We start from the raw sequence: 16,630 nt of genomic DNA, 5'->3' as shown, positions 1-16,630 counted from the left end.
AAAAAGCAAGAGTCCCCACCCTCTCGCTTTTTTTTAGTATTATTTAGCTAAATATCCTCCGTCTACATCAATATCAGTCCCAGTAACATAACTGGATTTTTCTGAGGCTAAATATAAAACTGTATTTGCAATATCAGCGGGTTCAGCGTATCGTCCTAGTGGAACTGACTGTCTAACCATTGCCTGATACTCTTCTGTTTTACCAGGTGACAATGATGATTCTACAGATCTCATAAAGCGAGTATTCGTTGGTCCTGGACAGATCGCATTTACGCGAATACCATGTTCTGCATATTCCATCGCAGCGGCTTTCGTCAAGCCAAGAACAGCGGCTTTTGAAGCGATATATGCACTTGTAAACGGCAATGCCGCTTTTGCACCAGCGGATGCTGTATTAATGATGGCACCAGATTTTTGTTGCTGCATCACTTGTAATACATATTTTAATCCATAAAACACACCTTTAATATTTATATTAACTACTTTATCAAGGGCATCCGATGGATAGTCTGTTAATAAAGCGAAGGCTCCTTCTACACCAGCATTGTTAAAGAAAACATCAATATTTCCAAATGTTTCTTTCGTTCTTTCTACATAATTAGAAACATCCTCTTCTTTAGAGACGTCAGCAGCTAGTAATAAATATTTCCCTTCCTCAAGTGACAATTCCTTTGCAGTTGCTTGAAGTGCATCGTAATTTAAGTCGACTAAAGCTACATTGGCCCCTTCTTTTGCGAATTTCCCAACTGTTTCCTTTCCGATTCCACCTGCTGCACCTGTAATAATAACAACCTTATTTGCAAATTCCATCATAATGATTACCTCCATTAAATTAGTATAATAATTGGTGAATTATATTAGAAATGATTTATTAATCATTAACTACCGGTTGAACTCCCTGAATATTAATTTTTGTTTTCTTTGGATTGGTTTCAATTAATATAAAGCCTAATAAAGCACATGCAGCAAATACTCCTACAATAATTACCATGATTACTTGGATTCCGTGATCATTTGCTAATGATCCAGCAAAACCAACTACTAAAGATCCTACCAATTGACCAATACCTTGGATTAATGAAGTAGCAGTTGTCGCAAATTTTGGAGTGACACTTTCAATTGGGATAACACTATTAAAGACAGCTGTTAGAGATAAACAAATGCCGCCGATTGCAACATAAAGGATAATTGCTAATTGACTCCCTTGCGTTAAATACAACATGAGCGGAGTTACAACGGCTAACGTATAAAATCCGATTAAGGCAGGCTTACGACCGATTCTATCAGATAAAGCTGGCACGAATATTTGCCAAAAAATAGTGATTGCTCCTGATAGAGTCATAACCAATCCCATTTTTTCCACTGGCATATGAATCCCATTAGTTAGATAGATTGGTAAATAAGAAAGTGTAATCCATATTCCTGCAAAAGCAAACATACCAATAATGAGACATGTTACAATATTCCTATTTTTAACAAGTTCCATGATGTTTATCTTTTGTTTCTCTAATGGTTTTCCATCATTTTCATTCACTTTATTACTTGGTTCCTTAACCAATTTAGCAATAAAGAAGGAAATAATTAATGTTGGTATCGCAACGATTAAAAAGGTTATTCTCCAGCTAGTCACCGTGGCCAATTGAGTAGCGATCATTGGTCCTAATGTGGAAGAAATAACTGCTGATCCTGCATAAACAATTCCCACATTACGTCCAAATTTAGTAGGACTAGAAACGGCTGCAAGGATCGTTATCATAATTGGGAGCACGGCGCCTTCGCAAATTCCCAATAAAGTTCTAATCACTAACAAATATTCAAAAGAATGAGCCATTGTTGTTAACCCACAAAATAAAGCTGTGCCTAACGTAAATACTACAAGTAATAATTTTTTTCTACCCAAACGATCGGCTAAAATCCCAAATAATGGAGCAGAAATAGAAAAACCAATCATTTGCAGCATGCTTATTTGTCCGATTTGCGCAGTATTTAATGGAATTTCCTCAACAATTAAAGGAAATAGTAAAGCTAAAGCGGATTGATCAAAGAATACAAATCCCCAACAAAGAAAAAATAGAAACGCCACTTGTTTTTCATTTTTTCTTGAATGATTTAAATCTTGCATATCTACGCCTTCTTTCTGATTAATTAATCGTTTGAAAAACTATTTACAGCTATAAAATTAACAATTGTCACCCTACATATAGAAGCCCTTTTTTTATCCCTTTAATAACTGCTTCAGAACGTGTAGATACGTCTAACTTTGAATAGATTCTTTTGATTTTGATCAAGAGCCTTTGGAATGCTTCCCTGGCAAATGGCTGGACATACGTCCCCGGCTTTTTAGATTCCGGTGTCATCTCTTCTGAAACAATCGGATTCTTACAAAAATTCGGAACTTCCTTGGGGACGGTTCTCATGGCTTTTATGTAATGGGGACACAAGAGCCCTTCCTCCTGTGCTCTTCCCCACATGATCTCGAGTCCACAAAAAAAGGCCAGGTACAAATCTAGAGGATTTGTGCCTGGCCGATTGGCGGGCCAAACTATATTCTCCAACTCTTCCTCTCAATAGATCCGAGAAAGGCGTCCACTTGATGGCTCTTGCTGAGGTCTGTTTTGCACCAAATGGCAAAATGCTCACAATTATTGAAAGCAAGATTATAATTGGTTTCTCCTAATCGTGATTTGGCTCTATTAACCGTTTCCTCTGGAGAGAAAACGGATTGTCGTTCAAACAATTTTTTATAGTCGGGTACCAAACTGGCTGTAATAGGTTTGGATTTTACTGCCATGTTTTTATACGTACAATCAAGAATAAAGAATTCATCAGCATTTCTCAGGAAGTGGTCCATTCCGGTTTCCATTATTTTATTATCTTTCATACTGATGTCAGAATGCAGAGATGTGTAGTGGATAACACGGTTATCACCAATATAGACACCATAATGTTCATATATCCCCCTGGATACTCCGATGACGTCTCCCTTCGCTAACGTTTTCTCTTCGTTTAAATCATTAAGAAAATTAGATAGTTTTTTGCTGATTTTTATCACATCTTCAATGGTATCCTTGATGTCCTCTAAATCTATGGGGCCAGTTTTGATTCTGACATTACCGTTTTCATCCTTTTTAATCCTTGGAATACCGGAAGTCGTCCTTGTTGTTGGCATACCAGGAAAAGAAGAACCAAAAATTTTCCCAAAAACCATTTTATCATCCCCTTTCGTTAATAGTTTAATTTTTCGATTAATCGTGGCTTATTCCCTTCTACAAATATAAAAAATGTCCTATTAACATGGTTTAAAGAAATTATAAAAATTTGGATTCATTCCCCATTTTTTATAAAGTTTCTTTAAATATAAAAAGTGGAGATAAAGTTACCTCCTCGGCTCACACCCATTAAAACCCCTATACGTCACATAATCTTTCCTGCTCCAAATTCTTAGTTTGTTTTTCTTTGCTAGATTCTCATTTGTTCTAAATAGTTTCAGATACTTATAAGGCGGATCCATGATATACGCAATCCGTGCATATCCTGCTTTTATCAACGTTTCTTGAACAGACTTTCCATCTACAAACACATAAGCAAGCAGTCTTCCATATGCATCCCTTGTGTTTCCCTCCTCAACCTCCAGCGATAGACTCCCTCCCTTTACTAACTCGTTATTCCTTTGGAAAGCTTCCATGGCAAAAGGTTGGACACACTTTCTAGGATTCTTCGATTCCGGGGTATCTACTAATAAATAGCGAATGGTTTCAATTCTTCCCTTTACCCTCACCCTAATCGTGTCCCCATCAATGGTTTCTATTAACGTGATCGGGATTTGATTCGTTGGGATTCCTGACGCCTCTTCTACTAGGGATTCACTATTTTGAACGCCATCTTGCTGGAACCCAATGTTATTTTGATTAACCACATCCTTCAGTTCCATTGAATGAAACGATAATACCGTTGCTGCTGCTAGTAAACTTACTGCCACTACTCTTTTTCGCATCAATTCTCCCTCTTAAAACAACCAGCTATAGCTGGATCTCATGTCCCGAAACGAAATCACACCATTTCCTCTAGCAAGCAGGTAATCTAGCGGATATTCGTGGCAGTTCAGTGGGTTTGATGAAAGGTGTTGATATAAAATTGGATTGCCTCTTGCTTGCTGTCAGCAAAGATAAAGACAAAATCCTGCTGGTCCATCTTCAGTGAGTAGATGCAAATCTTATGAAAATCTAACACATTGGTTTGAATAATTTCCGCAACTTTATTATGATCTGCTTGATTGAAGTCTATTTTAGATATGTCGTCACCTAAAGATATTTTTTGTTCTGCTAGTAAATGATGGATGTAATGGGCCAATGAGGTTTCTTCAAAACGAAAACAATCTAGGTTAAGATCTTCCACAACTATGTGATAACACTTCGAAACAAGATTTTTTTCATCCGTGGGCTTCGTTTATAATTGGCTGTTTGAAGTTTATTCAAGTGCAAGATTCTGTTCCTTAAGGTCCTCAATCGCCCCTGTATGCTCGTTGTAATTCACTGCGATGGTTCCAACTGGACCATTTCGATTTTTCTAGACAATGATTTCAAGGTAATGATCCGGAGTGTCCTTGTCATAATTTGCTTCACGATACAAGAACAAAATGACATCGGCATCCTGTTCCACACTGCCCGATTCCCGAATATCAGACATCATCGGCCGTTTATTGGCTCTTGATTCCACCGGTCGATTTAGCTGCGCCAAACAAATAACGGGGCAATCAAAATCCTTCCCCATCGACTTGAATGATTTCGATATTTCTGTTACTTGTAAATGGGCATTCCCTCCGCAAAATTGGCCAGAACTTATCAGTGTTAGTAATCGATCAAAAGGATCTGTTTCTTATTTGGAAAATTGATTCATCAGCTTTCTCGTTTTCGCCCTCATTTCGGCAATCGTTTGTCCAGCTCCATCAAAAATTTGAATATTGGTTTCAAGGAGGTCACCAATCACATCCGACCATTTATTCTTTTGATTTTGATTAAGCATTCTTTTCGGATCCCGCATTTTTGTACGGTTAAAGCCCCCTGTCGAAGCCATTAATCGTGAGGTTATCAACCTTTCAGGCATTTCTAAGGAAAAGACCAGCGGCAGAAACCCGGCCCAACCCGTCATTTTTGCAAAATGAAGCATCACATCGGTTTTTCCCATCGAGGGTCTTGCTACTAAAATTGTCACTTCTCCGCACTGAAAGCCGTCGGTCATTTCGTCAAGCTTTTTGATACCCGTTGTGACACTTTTAAATGTTTTTTGATACTCCCAGGGGGCCTCATAGATAGTTCCTAATGCTTGATGTAAGGGCGTGTGATCATCCATCTTCGTTTGGTTAATGTTATTTAATTTGGCAATGACTTTTGTAATCTCCCAATCATTCATAGCGGCCATTCTTTATGCCGTGCACTTTCCAGCTGTTCAGGTTGAATCACGATATCCTTGAGTAAGTACTCCGCCTTTATCATGCTTCCTAAGAATGCTTTTTCAGCCATACTCATCCCTCTTCACCTGCCGTAAGATCAAGTTCAAAGCTGTGGGGAATATCTCTTCCAGTTTGACACGATTCAGTTGCTTGCCTATGCTTTATTGGAGACTTTTGATTTTCCTGATAGCTATCAATTTCTTCAACGGTCAATAACGATTCATTTTTCCAGTTTTTCAGAATACCAACGATATAGTTCAGCTTTCGCTTGTTATTGGCACACGCAATCTTCATGGCTTGTACAATCATCTCTTTTGGTTGTAAAAAACGAGAATCATCCAACCAAGCTAACAGCTGCTCTTTTCCATTCACGTTTGAAAAACCAAATCCATTAGCGTCCCAAAACTCGACAATTTCTTTCACATTCTCTGTTTTTTGATGACTTTGTGATAGATTCTCGATTTTCGGATGGTTCTCTCTATTTGGAGGAAACGCTTGCTGTTGTTTTTCTTTTTCATTTTCTTTTTGTTTTTCTTTTTGTCCACCTACCGTATCACGAGACGTAAACGTATCGTCATATTCTTCATATTCAGAATCTAGATATGTATCATTTTCAACTTGGTCTGTAATTTCCTGGTCAAAAAACATCTCTTCATGTTCACAAAAGGATTGATAAAGACTTCGAATTTCTTCTTTAAGAATAGGCTCCGAAATATATTGAATAAGGGAGGTATCCTCGACCTCTTTTAATTCGTAATAAATACAATCCATGACCGGTTTACCGGCCTTACGCAGGTTATCTATCCCCCAGTTTTTAATCGCGAGTTCTCTTGTTTTTGGATTGTAACGAATCAACTTGTGATGCAGGGTAAATCGTTCCATTAACGATTGAACACTCTCTATCGAATAGCCGAGATCAAAAGCCATTTGTTTTTTGGTAATTTTATAGATCCCAATTTGAGTCGTTTGTGGATTCGTAAGCAGATAAAGGTAAAAATACTTATCCTCCGGGGTCATCTCTTCTGAAACAATTGGATTCTTCCAAAAATCTGTCCGCACCATTCGGTATCTTGCCATCTTCAACCAAATCCTTTCTTCAAATAAAATTCCATTCATAGAAGATATATAGATTTATGAAGAAAACGGACAGGATGCTTTTTATAAATATGTGAATATTTAATGACAAACTCATTCTGCTTTATGAAGAGAACAGGTTCTTCTGAAGTACAAACAGCCCTCCAATTCGGGTTAACTAACCCTCCTTTGATAGCTTCATGGAAGAAAGCTTTTCATGAGGGGGGGTTGAAGGCCTGAATAAAATTAAAGGACGGCCTTCTATGTCTGACAAAGCAAAGAACAAAAAGAGCACGGAACCAAAAGAAATGAGCTATGAACAAAAGTTGGAAAGAGAAAACGAACTCCTACGTTTAGAGGTAGAATACTTAAAAAAGTTATGAGCTTTTCAGATGGATCCGAAGGGCTATCTCGAAAAGCACAAGCAGCGTTATCATTCGAACTCAAAAAAACCTTCAAACTAAAAGATGTTATAAAAATAGTTGGTATTCCAGAATCCTCCGACCATTATCATATTAAAAACATGAAGAAGGAGAATCCAGACCAGGATTTGGAGGATATTATTCAATCCATTTTCGAAGAACATAACGGAAATTATGGTTATCGTCGTATTCGTTTAGAATTGAAAAATCGTGGAATTAAAGCGAATCATAAGAAGGTTCAACGTATCATGAATAAGCGTGGGCTCAGGGGAGATAAGTTCAGATTAAAATCACGGAGGTACAGCTCTTACAAAGGATCGACGGGAACTGTTGCCAAGAACCTTATCAATCGCCGCTTTCATACAAATGTGTGTCATCAAAAATTAACGATAGATATTACGGAATTCAAGTGTTCAGACAGTGTAAAACTATATCTAAGTCCAATTATGGATATGTTTAATGGGGAAATACTATCGTACGGGATTAGTATGCGCCCAACCTTAGAATTAGCCTTCAAACCTCTCAAGGAGGCTCTAGAAATTGTAAAAGATTCAAAGTTTAGAACAACTGTATATTCTGATCAAGGGTGGCATTATCAACATAATAAATGGGTAAAAACACTCCAAGAAAACAAGTTGTTCCAGAGTATGTCGCGAAAAGGCAATTGTTTAGATAATTCGCCCATGGAGAACTTTTTCGGATTACTGAAACAAGAAATGTATTATGGGGAAGCACTGTGCTCTTTTGAGGAATTAAAAAAGAGAATTGAAGAATATATCAATTATTATAATACCAAGCGCATAAAGCAAAAATTGGCAGGCATGAGTACGGTTCAATACCGTATCCATACCAGCCTATTAGCTGCTTAATATAAAACTCTAACTTTTCGGGGTCACATCATTATTGGATAGTGCCTGGCACTTTTTTAAGTTTAGTTAGCATTTGTGGACCTAATTTTTATTTTGCCGAAATAAATCAACCGATTTATATCCTTGTGATAAGAGTTCGACCATTTCTGCTTTTCTTTTTTCTTGTGTACTCTGTTGTTTAGCAGAAAAGATATAGCGAGCCCAACCTTTTTGATAACCTGGTGTTAATTCCCTAAAAAATTTGAGTTCATTTGGATAATCCGTTAGAACTGCTTCGATATCTTTTACATTATCCTCATAATAGGCTACAGACTGACTTGGAGCGGATGATTTCTGGGTTTTCTTTTTTTCCCGCTTTAAACCAACGACCGTAAACACATCATCCATGCCGACCATCCGCGAAAATTTTAAATCGCTTTTTTCTACATATCCTTCTTCGTCCACTTTCATGGCTGGAAAGATTTGATCTCTATGTACATAGGTTTCATACCGCTTATTCCCTTTTTTCGGATAAGCAAAAAATAAGTAGCCTTTTTCAAGTAATTGTTGCTCCTTGATGATGCTATGAGTCTATTTCACCATTTCGTCAATGGTTTCTACAAAGATGAAAATAGCATCATGGCCTCCAGATAATGCCATCTGATATCCATTAAATACTTCATAATCACTTGGTTGATTAAGAACGACCATATTTGTATACTTGGCAAGATTTAATTTGTTGATAATAGTCATCATAAACTCCTTTTCTTTACTAAATTTTATTTTATCATTTTCAATAACCTGATACACGAATAAGCCTTTACTTATTTTGCTAGTGTATAAATTAATGATGGAAGCAATTTTCCGATTGTTCCTTTATAAATATAACTGGATTCGTCACCTTCGTACTGCGGTTCGACAAAATCAGAGTTGATAAGAGCCTAAGTCGAAATGATGTTAAACCTATCAATCTTTAAATCTTTTGGAGCGGACAAAACTCCAAGAGAACTATCTTCCTAACCACTCTCAGCTAATAGCACAAGGTTTCCTCTTAATTCTTCTTAGTTGATTAGAAAAGATGTAATTTATTCACGAAGACATTCCCCTTCAATCAAAAGGAGCATGACATCTAGTATTAACTTGGGCATAAAAAAAGAATGCACTTCTTCCAACACATCAGGGAAGAATTTGCATACTTGAGCAAATAAAAACATTACATGATTACACCAACTAATGCAATCCATATCCAATTTTGTTTTAGAACGTGAGGGAATAAGGAAAAAGATAACCCCTTTCCCTCTCTTGTCCTATTCGCTAATCATTCTTTCTGCTATCTCAGGAAAGTCAATAAACGGATTCCGGTTCCCTTGTAAATCGAAGATGGCCAAGTTCCGATGCTTTTCATATAGAGACACCGGAAAGTCCTTATGCCACCTTAGTAACAGCTCCATGTTCACTAAATCGTGATTGAGAACCCCATGCTAACGGGTTAAAAAATAAAATGTGGCCCTTACGACAATTCCCTTTCCGTATTCAGGTTCAAACTTTCCTTCATCCGACTTTCCACAGCCTTCCTTAATTCCTAAAGTAAAGTTTTCCGGAACGTATTCAGGAAAATCAGCATACGGATTGTTTCCGCGGCGGCTGTTACATATGGGTTCACAGGCGAATAAATGATGCAAGTCCCCTCTCATGGGCTCTTGCTTCTTAAACCATGACTGAGGGACCACATGTTCACAATTTAATGTCATATCATTCGAAAAACTAGAAATATCACCACTTGTCGTTTGTTCAAGTATACGAATATCCTCTTCAATGACAGCAAGCGGATCCATTCCTTTCCCGGAATAGATGCTTTTAAGTTTTCCATTCTCTTGAAGATCGACCTAGGGATAAACATAACGATGCGGCGAATAATTTAGTTTATTTCGATGTGTTTTTTCTAATAAGTTCTGAAGACTGTTTCTATCAAATGAAGTATTTTTATAGTATGATTGTTGGATTTCCATGTCCTTTTGTTCCTCATAGTAGCTGCGGCTCTTGCTGTTTTCCAAATAGACTGCCCTTGCGGTCTCCCGTTCTTTGGCTAGTAATTCCATACTGTTGATCATAACCTCACCTCTTCAGGGAAAAATAGTTTTAAGAACTAGATACACATACTTTAGCTATTTCTAATAGTCACCTGCAGGATGAAATTGAGGCTTCACTGATGTTAGTAATAGTTTAACAATTTAAAATTTTATTAAATAGTTACTTATGGAGTGTTTTGTATTCTAATTTGTTTAGTTATTTTTTATTGGTTTATATTGACCTCTATGGAATTATTTTTGGAATTTGGTTAAGAAAATGTATTTCAAATTGTAGGAAAACAATGCTGGGGTATCACTACAATTACTATGCATTTTTACTTACAATTTTTGTTACAAAATGGTTATTGGCTACCTTGATGATTCATTTTTTAGGGATGACGGTCGTCAATAAGCCCTATTGGCTACTCTGATGACTCATTTTTTAGAGTGACGGTCGTCAATAAGCTCTATTGACTACCTTAATGATTCATTTTTTAGGGTGACAGTCGTCAATAAGCTCTATTGGCTACCTTGATGATTCATTTTTTAGGGTGACGGTCGTCAATAAGCTCTATTGACTACTCTGATGATTCATTTTTTAGGGTGACGGTCGTCAATAAGCTCTATTGACAATCTTGATGATTCATTTTTGGGGTTCACGGTCGTCAATTAGTCTAGTTAATTTAACAAAACCTTGCAATCCAAAATAATGTACTGTTTGGATTGGTTACACTTAATTTGATAGAAAAAGAACCGCCGCCGCGCTTCACCCATGTATGAATCCTCTGAATTTTTGCATCCTATTAAGTAATATTGATTTTTTCGGAGGGAGAAAAATGGAGAAAGTGTTTGTTGAGGCGATACGGGATTTTGCGGTACCGTTGACGATACCGAGTCGTGGAATATTCGTGACCGTCATATGGTTGAAGTCCTTAACCGAATCATGGCTTTCTTTTCCAACAAGGCAAAAGGAATGGTCTGGGAGCACAATATTCATGTAGGGAATGCCGGAGCAACGGATATGGCAGACAAAGGAATGGTCTATGTTGGCCAAATTTTAAGAGAACAAGAAGGGAACGAACAAGTATATATCGTAGGCTTTGGGACAAACCGGGGCTCTGTCATTGCAGCTGACCGATGGGGCGATGATTTTAAAAATCATGATCACGCCGCCAGCTGGAGCAGGCAGCTGGGAAGACCTAATGTATAAGGCGGGTGCGTTTGATAAGGTCTTAATTTTTAATGACAAAAACAAAGAACTCTTTAACCATCCGATTGGTCACCGTGCGATTGGAGTCGTATACAACCCGAAATACGAACATCTAGGTAACTATGTTCCATCCAGGATGTCGAAAAGATACGATGCCTTTATCTATGTTACTAACACAAATGCACTCAAACCGCTGGAAGTAGAAAGTGCCTTTCTATAGACAGAAAGTCTAGTGCCAGACTCCCGGTGAATTACTGCATCCGGGGTCTGACACCAGCTTTTTTTCGCTAGTTTTCTGCCCAAGCCCCACGGAAGGTGTACACAGCATGGCGGACTATTTGACAGTTTTCCTTTGTATATCCCCAAGGTTTCAAAAGTTCCCACGTGGTTATCTCATTATTAAGCTCCTCAACTGTTTCACCCGACATCGCCATAAATTCCCATCGTCTTCTTCCCGGCCCTCCTGGAACAATTGTGGAAGGCCGTTTAGGATCACTAAAGCTGCCAGAAATTTGGTTCCAACCTATTCTGTTATGTGGAATAATTATTAGCAGCATCAAATTTATTTCGGCAGGAAAATAATTAGGAATCAATTGAACAGATTATCCGGCAAACCCTTCCCATTTTCGGTCTTCATTTTGACGGAAACCTTTTTTCCATCGTGAACATATGAAAAATACCGGAATTGGCGTGCCGCTGCGCAAAAACTACAAAAAGATTTAACCAAGTATTTGAAAAAGCAATGGCCTAATGAATCATTTGAGATCATCATTGGCTTTGGCAGACCTGTTGAAAGTCTTCAACATTTAACAGAATCATATAAACGTACAGCTCTCGTTATTAAATATGCCTCGTTCAACCCTGATAAGATCGATTTTTATTCAGAAACTGCTGCTTGGAGCCTTACTTACAGAGGTATTATTAAATGAACCCGACGTGGCAAAAGAGTTTATTGAGAGGCACTTAGAACCGCTAAGATCATTAAAATGGAATTAAGAAATACATTAGAATGTTATCTATTAAATGAACGTCATATAAAAAGAACAGCAGATGCCTTATTTTATCCATCCTAATACACTAAAGTTTAGAATGGAAAAAATTGAAAAAGAAGATCATCTTGATTTATCTAACTATGAAACCCGCTTAAAACTCATTGCAGCATTCCGGCTGGAAAAACTATGTTAGGAATCATTTCCATTATAGTATTGCCGCAACAGTTCATCTATTCTTCGTGCACCTTCTTCCTATTTTCTTTATGACTTTTTCAAGCCGTTAAAGGCATCTTTACACGATCGTTGAGTAATTAGTTATCCTGTTGTTTTCTCTTTTTTATCCACTTTTGCAGAAATGGAGTGACTACTAGCAATATAAAAAGAATACGAAATAATTGATAACCGCTAACCATGGAAACATCAGCATTTACAACAGTTGCTGTTATTCCCATCTCGGCAATCCCTCCAGGAGCGGTACTTAGGAAGCCAGTTGCAAGAGTCATCGGTGCAGCCAGTTTCAAAACAAAGGCAAGCGCTAAAGAAGAGGCTATCAAGGAAATACTCCCTATTATTGAATAAACACCAAATATTTTTATGTTGTCGAGTAATTGAGGCTTTATCAGTAATCCTGTATTAATACCAATGGCCACTTGAGATAAGAGAATAATAATGGGCGGTAAATGGGGTGGTTGATCTCCCAAAATGATCATAACTGCTGCGGTTGCAATGAGTGGCCCTGTTAAAACGCTAGTAGGAAGTCCAATTCGTTTTCCAAAGAGGTATCCAAAAATAGAAACCAAACCATATAAAAAATATTGAACCCAGTCTCCATTAAAAAAAAGCATTGTATCAGTTGGTTTTGACACATGTAAATGGAGAGTACCCCCGGTCATGCTGTGAATGGTTATAAAAGGGACAATAAAAATAACAGACACAACACGAATGACTTGTATAATGACAACGACCGTAGGATCGATTCCCTTTATTTCTTTGCTGATGGCTAACATTTGAGTTAATCCACCAGGGATACTTCCAACAACCACGCTATCCATATCTAGTTTCAATCGGTGTGCCATGAATATCCCCAGACCTACACTAATGAACACTATGAGTGTTGTAGTAACCGCCATGAAAGGAAGCTGCTTCAAGATCTGAAGAGCTGCTTCTTTCGTAAATGAAGTCCCAATCATGTATCCAAGCAAAAGAAGAGCCATCTCAAAAAAAATAGGCGGGAAATATAAACTTCTTCTTGTGGTTAGTCGCCAAGTAGTAACTGCAGTTAAAGGACCTAATAACCATGGCAAAGGTACTTGAATAAGTAAAAATAATATACCTCCTACAAAAGCAATTCCTATGGTTTCGAACATTGATAAGTACTGTTTTTTCATTTTTTATTCTCCACTTTTATTGTTAAGAAGCTATCGTTTTCCCAACTAATTACCAACGGCTTTTAATTGCAAAATTCGGGCGGCGGTAAGTGTGGCCATCTTTTCCGTTTTTACCTTAGTAGTCCCCTCAGTATAAAAATCAGAGGTTCTATAACCGTCACTTAACACTTGATCAATGGCTCGGTTAATAGCGGCAGCTTCTTCCGGCAGGTTTAACGCTACCTCCAACATCATACAAACGGAAATGGGGGCGAAGGTTACGTATATCACCCCAGATGATGTCACCATAGCCGCTGTTAAGCAACATACCGACGAACCCTTCACTGTGCATAAAACCGATCCCGATTTCATCTACGAAAAAGAATACAATTTCGATTTGACCAATCTAAAACCGCAAGTGGCCATTCCACATAGCGTCGACAATGCGAGAGATGTGGAAGAAGTAGCAGGCATTAAGATTGACCAGATATTCATCGGTTCATGTACCGGCGGTAAATTATATGATATTGAGATAGCTACCAGCGTACTAAAAGGGAAAAAGATTCCTCCATTACGGTCAATGTTGTCCGTTCTTCCATCGACAATTCCTCTACGACTGGGCCAGAGAATTCAATGACTTTATATGTGCCAAATTCGGTGCCTAATTGCCCTAGCACATACAGGGCGGCATCCTTGGCCAAAACGCCTGGTTTTAATTTACCGTCCAAGCGGACGTTAATCACTTCTGGCACATTGAACCAAGTGCTACCATCGATTAAGATAGCAGCTACATCAGTGGCGCCCCAAGCCCAGTGGAAAAAGCTCCATATGCGCCATGGATGGCCGTATGCGAGTCGGTAATGACAATAACATTCCCCCCATTTCCGGCAGCAGGTTATGCGCAATACCTTGGTTGATGTCAATGAGATGGCAATTTTGCTCGGTGGCAAACTCTCGAAAAGACCTATGGGCTTCGGCTACTTTCAAATCACTGGCAGGTGAGTTATGGTCGAGAAAGATATAACCTTTTCTGGGACCCAGACCTTGGTACCACCCATTTCATAAAACGATGTCATGACTATTCGATAAACATCGTTTATCCCGACCAAATCAATTTTTGCAGTTATGATTTCTCCAGGATGGACCTGTTTTTGGCCGGCAGCAGCTGTCAGAAATTTGTGTATTGCAGCACATTAATCCATATTGCTTTACATCTATCGTTCAATTCTTGATTAAATTCTGGCTTTTCCCAGGTTTAATATACTCATAGCGAGTTCTTACGAGGGGGCCGAATAAATAAACCGCATAAGCTGTTACAAGTAAAAAAGCGACCAAATGGATTATTGCAAAAGGCTCCATTCGTTCCCCTCCTCTACTGTTTACTTTTCAACAATAACGAAATTTCCAATCTTATTGAGTGACTGCAACCTTCTTGAATTCTTCAATTAACAAAGGAACAACTTCAAATAAGTCTCCAACAATACCGTAATCTGCAATTGCGAAGATGTTTGCCTCCGGATCTTTGTTGATTGCTACTATAATTTTTGAATTTGACATACCTGCTACATGTTGAATAGCTCCTGAAATACCACATGCGATGTAAAGATCAGGCGTTACAACTTTACCGGTTTGTCCGATTTGCATTGAGTAGTTACAGTATTCAGCATCACATGCACCACGTGAAGCACCAACTGCTCCCCCCAATAAGTCAGCTAGTTCCGCTAATTGTTTGAAACCTTCTGCACTCTTCACCCCGCGGCCACCAGAAACAATTACCTTGGCTTCAGATAAATCGACACCAGCAGTTGTTTTACGAACTACTTCTTTAACAATCGTATGTAAATCTGTAAGTTCCACTGTTTGTGTTCCAACCGCCCCAGACCGCGATGGATCTTGTGGTAAAGCTTCAATATTATTAGGACGAATCGTGACAAATACTGTTTCCGTATTCACTTTTATTTTTTCAAATGCCTTACCTGAATAAATAGGGCGAATAAATAACGCTTCAGTCTTCTGACCCTCAACTTTTATAACATCAGATACTAGACCTGCTTGTAAACGTCCGGCTAAACGTGGTGCCACATCCTTACCAATAGACGTATGAGCTAAAAAAACTCCTTTTGGCTGCACTGATTGAATAATTTGTAACAATGCCTGAGTATAAGTTTCCGGTGTAAACTGATTTAATTCACTATTTTCTACAACGATTGCACGATCTGCACCATACTGAATCATTTTCTCTGCATACTGTTTTACATTTCCCCCCAGAACAACGGCAATAAGTTCCGCTTCATCATTCCACTGTTTTGCTGCTGCAATTGCTTCTAATGATACATTCCGTAGTTGCCCATGACGCATTTCGCCGACAATAATCACTTTATCCATGGTATATCAACTCCTTACATTACTTTGACTTTCGAGTTAATTAGTGTAACTAATTCTTGAACCTGCTCATTTAATTCACCAGATAAAATTTTTCCTGCCTGTTTAGCTTCCGGTAAATACGTTTCAACAGCTACGGTAAATCCCTCTATGTCATCTTCTTCTAAATCTAAATCGTTAAGCTCTAATGACTCGACTGGTTTTTTCTTCGCCTTCATAATTCCCGGAAGTGAAGGATAACGAGGTTCATTTAAACCTTGTTGACACGTTACAAGAAGAGGTAATGATACTTCAACAATTTCATGATCTCCTTCAACATCACGTTCAATCGTTGCGTTATTTCCATTAACCTTCAACCCTGTGATTGTAGTTACAGCATTAATATTTAAAAGTTCAGCAACTAACGGCCCCACTTGTCCTGAACCACCATCTGTTGATAAATTACCCGCTAAAATAATGGATGGTTCTTTATCTTCTAAATACTTTGCAATGATCTTAGCAGTCGAATTCGCATCTCCATTTACAATGTCTTCATCGCTAATTAATACGGCTTTATCCGCTCCCATGGCCAATGCTGTCCGCAGTTGGTTGTTAGCTTCTTCATCACCAACTGTAATAACCGTTACTTTACCTCCATGTGCATCACGCAGAACAATAGCCTCTTCTACTGCATACTCGTCATAAGGATTGATAATGTACTCGACACCATCATCTTGAATAGTTCCACCAGAAATAGTAATCTTTTCTTCCGTATCAAAGGTACGTTTTAATAAAACGTAAATATTCACTTTAAAATCCTCCTTGTCGTGTAGTGTTG

Annotated in this window: 18 protein-coding genes and 3 pseudogenes; 5 read left to right on the top strand and 16 right to left on the bottom strand. The window is 38.2% G+C overall.

The window, feature by feature from the left end; all coding sequences use genetic code 11:
- Window positions 1–39: 39 nt before the first annotated feature.
- The 8 genes and pseudogenes from AC3ANL_RS12175 to AC3ANL_RS12140 form a co-directional block, all read right to left on the bottom strand.
- Window positions 40–813, bottom strand: a complete 774-nt coding sequence (locus AC3ANL_RS12175) for an SDR family NAD(P)-dependent oxidoreductase (RefSeq protein ID WP_488329463.1) — start codon at window positions 811–813, stop codon at window positions 40–42.
- A 58-nt stretch (window positions 814–871) separates the two neighbouring features.
- Window positions 872–2,122: an MFS transporter gene (locus AC3ANL_RS12170; RefSeq protein WP_488329462.1), complete on the bottom strand. Its 1,251-nt coding sequence runs from the start codon at window positions 2,120–2,122 to the stop codon at window positions 872–874.
- A 67-nt stretch (window positions 2,123–2,189) separates the two neighbouring features.
- A complete protein-coding gene (locus AC3ANL_RS12165) occupies window positions 2,190–2,441 on the bottom strand; it encodes a hypothetical protein (RefSeq protein ID WP_488329461.1) in 252 nt (83 codons plus the stop codon).
- Window positions 2,442–2,542: 101 nt separating this feature from the next.
- Window positions 2,543–3,208 carry a lecithin retinol acyltransferase family protein gene (locus AC3ANL_RS12160; protein ID WP_488329460.1) on the bottom strand — a complete coding sequence of 222 codons (666 nt, stop codon included), beginning with the start codon at window positions 3,206–3,208 and terminating at the stop codon, window positions 2,543–2,545.
- 168 nt (window positions 3,209–3,376) lie between these two features.
- A complete protein-coding gene (locus AC3ANL_RS12155) occupies window positions 3,377–3,994 on the bottom strand; it encodes a thermonuclease family protein (RefSeq protein WP_488329459.1) in 618 nt (205 codons plus the stop codon).
- 107 nt (window positions 3,995–4,101) lie between these two features.
- Complete coding sequence (locus AC3ANL_RS12150; RefSeq protein ID WP_488329458.1) at window positions 4,102–4,395, bottom strand: hypothetical protein; 294 nt, start codon at window positions 4,393–4,395, stop codon at window positions 4,102–4,104.
- Window positions 4,396–4,566: 171 nt separating this feature from the next.
- Window positions 4,567–5,238, bottom strand: a pseudogene (locus AC3ANL_RS12145) (DnaB-like helicase C-terminal domain-containing protein).
- A 283-nt stretch (window positions 5,239–5,521) separates the two neighbouring features.
- Window positions 5,522–6,526, bottom strand: coding sequence for a DnaD domain-containing protein (locus tag AC3ANL_RS12140; protein ID WP_488329457.1), 1,005 nt, complete (start codon window positions 6,524–6,526; stop codon window positions 5,522–5,524).
- Window positions 6,527–6,902: 376 nt separating this feature from the next.
- On the opposite strand from AC3ANL_RS12140, the gene AC3ANL_RS12135 reads away from it, so the two are divergent.
- The gene (locus AC3ANL_RS12135; RefSeq protein ID WP_488329456.1) at window positions 6,903–7,814 is read left to right on the top strand and encodes an IS3 family transposase; all 912 of its coding nucleotides are present in this window, start codon (window positions 6,903–6,905) and stop codon (window positions 7,812–7,814) included.
- An 81-nt stretch (window positions 7,815–7,895) separates the two neighbouring features.
- Here the strand turns inward: AC3ANL_RS12135 and AC3ANL_RS12130 are convergent.
- From AC3ANL_RS12130 to AC3ANL_RS12120, 3 genes and pseudogenes are all read right to left on the bottom strand, one after another.
- A pseudogene (locus tag AC3ANL_RS12130) lies at window positions 7,896–8,546 on the bottom strand (YdeI/OmpD-associated family protein).
- A 554-nt stretch (window positions 8,547–9,100) separates the two neighbouring features.
- A pseudogene (locus tag AC3ANL_RS12125) lies at window positions 9,101–9,544 on the bottom strand (endonuclease I family protein).
- 135 nt (window positions 9,545–9,679) lie between these two features.
- The gene (locus AC3ANL_RS12120) at window positions 9,680–9,904 is read right to left on the bottom strand and encodes a hypothetical protein (RefSeq protein WP_488329455.1); all 225 of its coding nucleotides are present in this window, start codon (window positions 9,902–9,904) and stop codon (window positions 9,680–9,682) included.
- A gap of 877 nt (window positions 9,905–10,781) precedes the next feature.
- On the opposite strand from AC3ANL_RS12120, the gene AC3ANL_RS12115 reads away from it, so the two are divergent.
- The 4 genes from AC3ANL_RS12115 to AC3ANL_RS12100 all read left to right on the top strand — a co-directional run bounded on the left by AC3ANL_RS12115 (window position 10,782) and on the right by AC3ANL_RS12100 (window position 12,257).
- Complete coding sequence (locus tag AC3ANL_RS12115; RefSeq protein ID WP_488329454.1) at window positions 10,782–11,072, top strand: erythromycin esterase family protein; 291 nt, start codon at window positions 10,782–10,784, stop codon at window positions 11,070–11,072.
- A complete protein-coding gene (locus AC3ANL_RS12110) occupies window positions 11,065–11,292 on the top strand; it encodes an erythromycin esterase family protein (protein ID WP_488329453.1) in 228 nt (75 codons plus the stop codon). The genes AC3ANL_RS12115 and AC3ANL_RS12110 overlap by 8 nt, the downstream gene beginning before the upstream one ends.
- A gap of 511 nt (window positions 11,293–11,803) precedes the next feature.
- Entirely contained in the window at window positions 11,804–12,001 is a 198-nt protein-coding gene (locus AC3ANL_RS12105) for a hypothetical protein (protein ID WP_488329452.1), read from the top strand.
- A gap of 121 nt (window positions 12,002–12,122) precedes the next feature.
- Complete coding sequence (locus AC3ANL_RS12100; RefSeq protein ID WP_488329451.1) at window positions 12,123–12,257, top strand: helix-turn-helix domain-containing protein; 135 nt, start codon at window positions 12,123–12,125, stop codon at window positions 12,255–12,257.
- Window positions 12,258–12,375: 118 nt separating this feature from the next.
- On the opposite strand, the gene AC3ANL_RS12095 is transcribed toward AC3ANL_RS12100, so the two are convergent.
- The 5 genes from AC3ANL_RS12095 to AC3ANL_RS12075 all read right to left on the bottom strand — a co-directional run bounded on the left by AC3ANL_RS12095 (window position 12,376) and on the right by AC3ANL_RS12075 (window position 16,601).
- Window positions 12,376–13,452 (bottom strand): AbrB family transcriptional regulator, encoded by a 1,077-nt coding sequence (locus AC3ANL_RS12095; protein WP_488329450.1) that lies wholly within the window; start codon window positions 13,450–13,452, stop codon window positions 12,376–12,378.
- A gap of 45 nt (window positions 13,453–13,497) precedes the next feature.
- Window positions 13,498–13,722, bottom strand: a complete 225-nt coding sequence (locus tag AC3ANL_RS12090) for an isocitrate/isopropylmalate family dehydrogenase (RefSeq protein ID WP_488329449.1) — start codon at window positions 13,720–13,722, stop codon at window positions 13,498–13,500.
- 245 nt (window positions 13,723–13,967) lie between these two features.
- Window positions 13,968–14,381 (bottom strand): aconitase family protein, encoded by a 414-nt coding sequence (locus tag AC3ANL_RS12085; RefSeq protein ID WP_488329448.1) that lies wholly within the window; start codon window positions 14,379–14,381, stop codon window positions 13,968–13,970.
- A 460-nt stretch (window positions 14,382–14,841) separates the two neighbouring features.
- A complete protein-coding gene (locus tag AC3ANL_RS12080; protein WP_488329447.1) occupies window positions 14,842–15,816 on the bottom strand; it encodes an electron transfer flavoprotein subunit alpha/FixB family protein in 975 nt (324 codons plus the stop codon).
- A 14-nt stretch (window positions 15,817–15,830) separates the two neighbouring features.
- Complete coding sequence (locus AC3ANL_RS12075) at window positions 15,831–16,601, bottom strand: electron transfer flavoprotein subunit beta/FixA family protein (RefSeq protein ID WP_488329446.1); 771 nt, start codon at window positions 16,599–16,601, stop codon at window positions 15,831–15,833.
- Window positions 16,602–16,630 lie beyond the last annotated feature (29 nt).

It is taken from the genome of Neobacillus sp. DHD-1R (assembly GCF_057747995.1).
The sequence above is the reverse complement of the archived record's forward strand: the minus strand, read 5'-3'. Positions and strand labels throughout refer to the sequence as shown.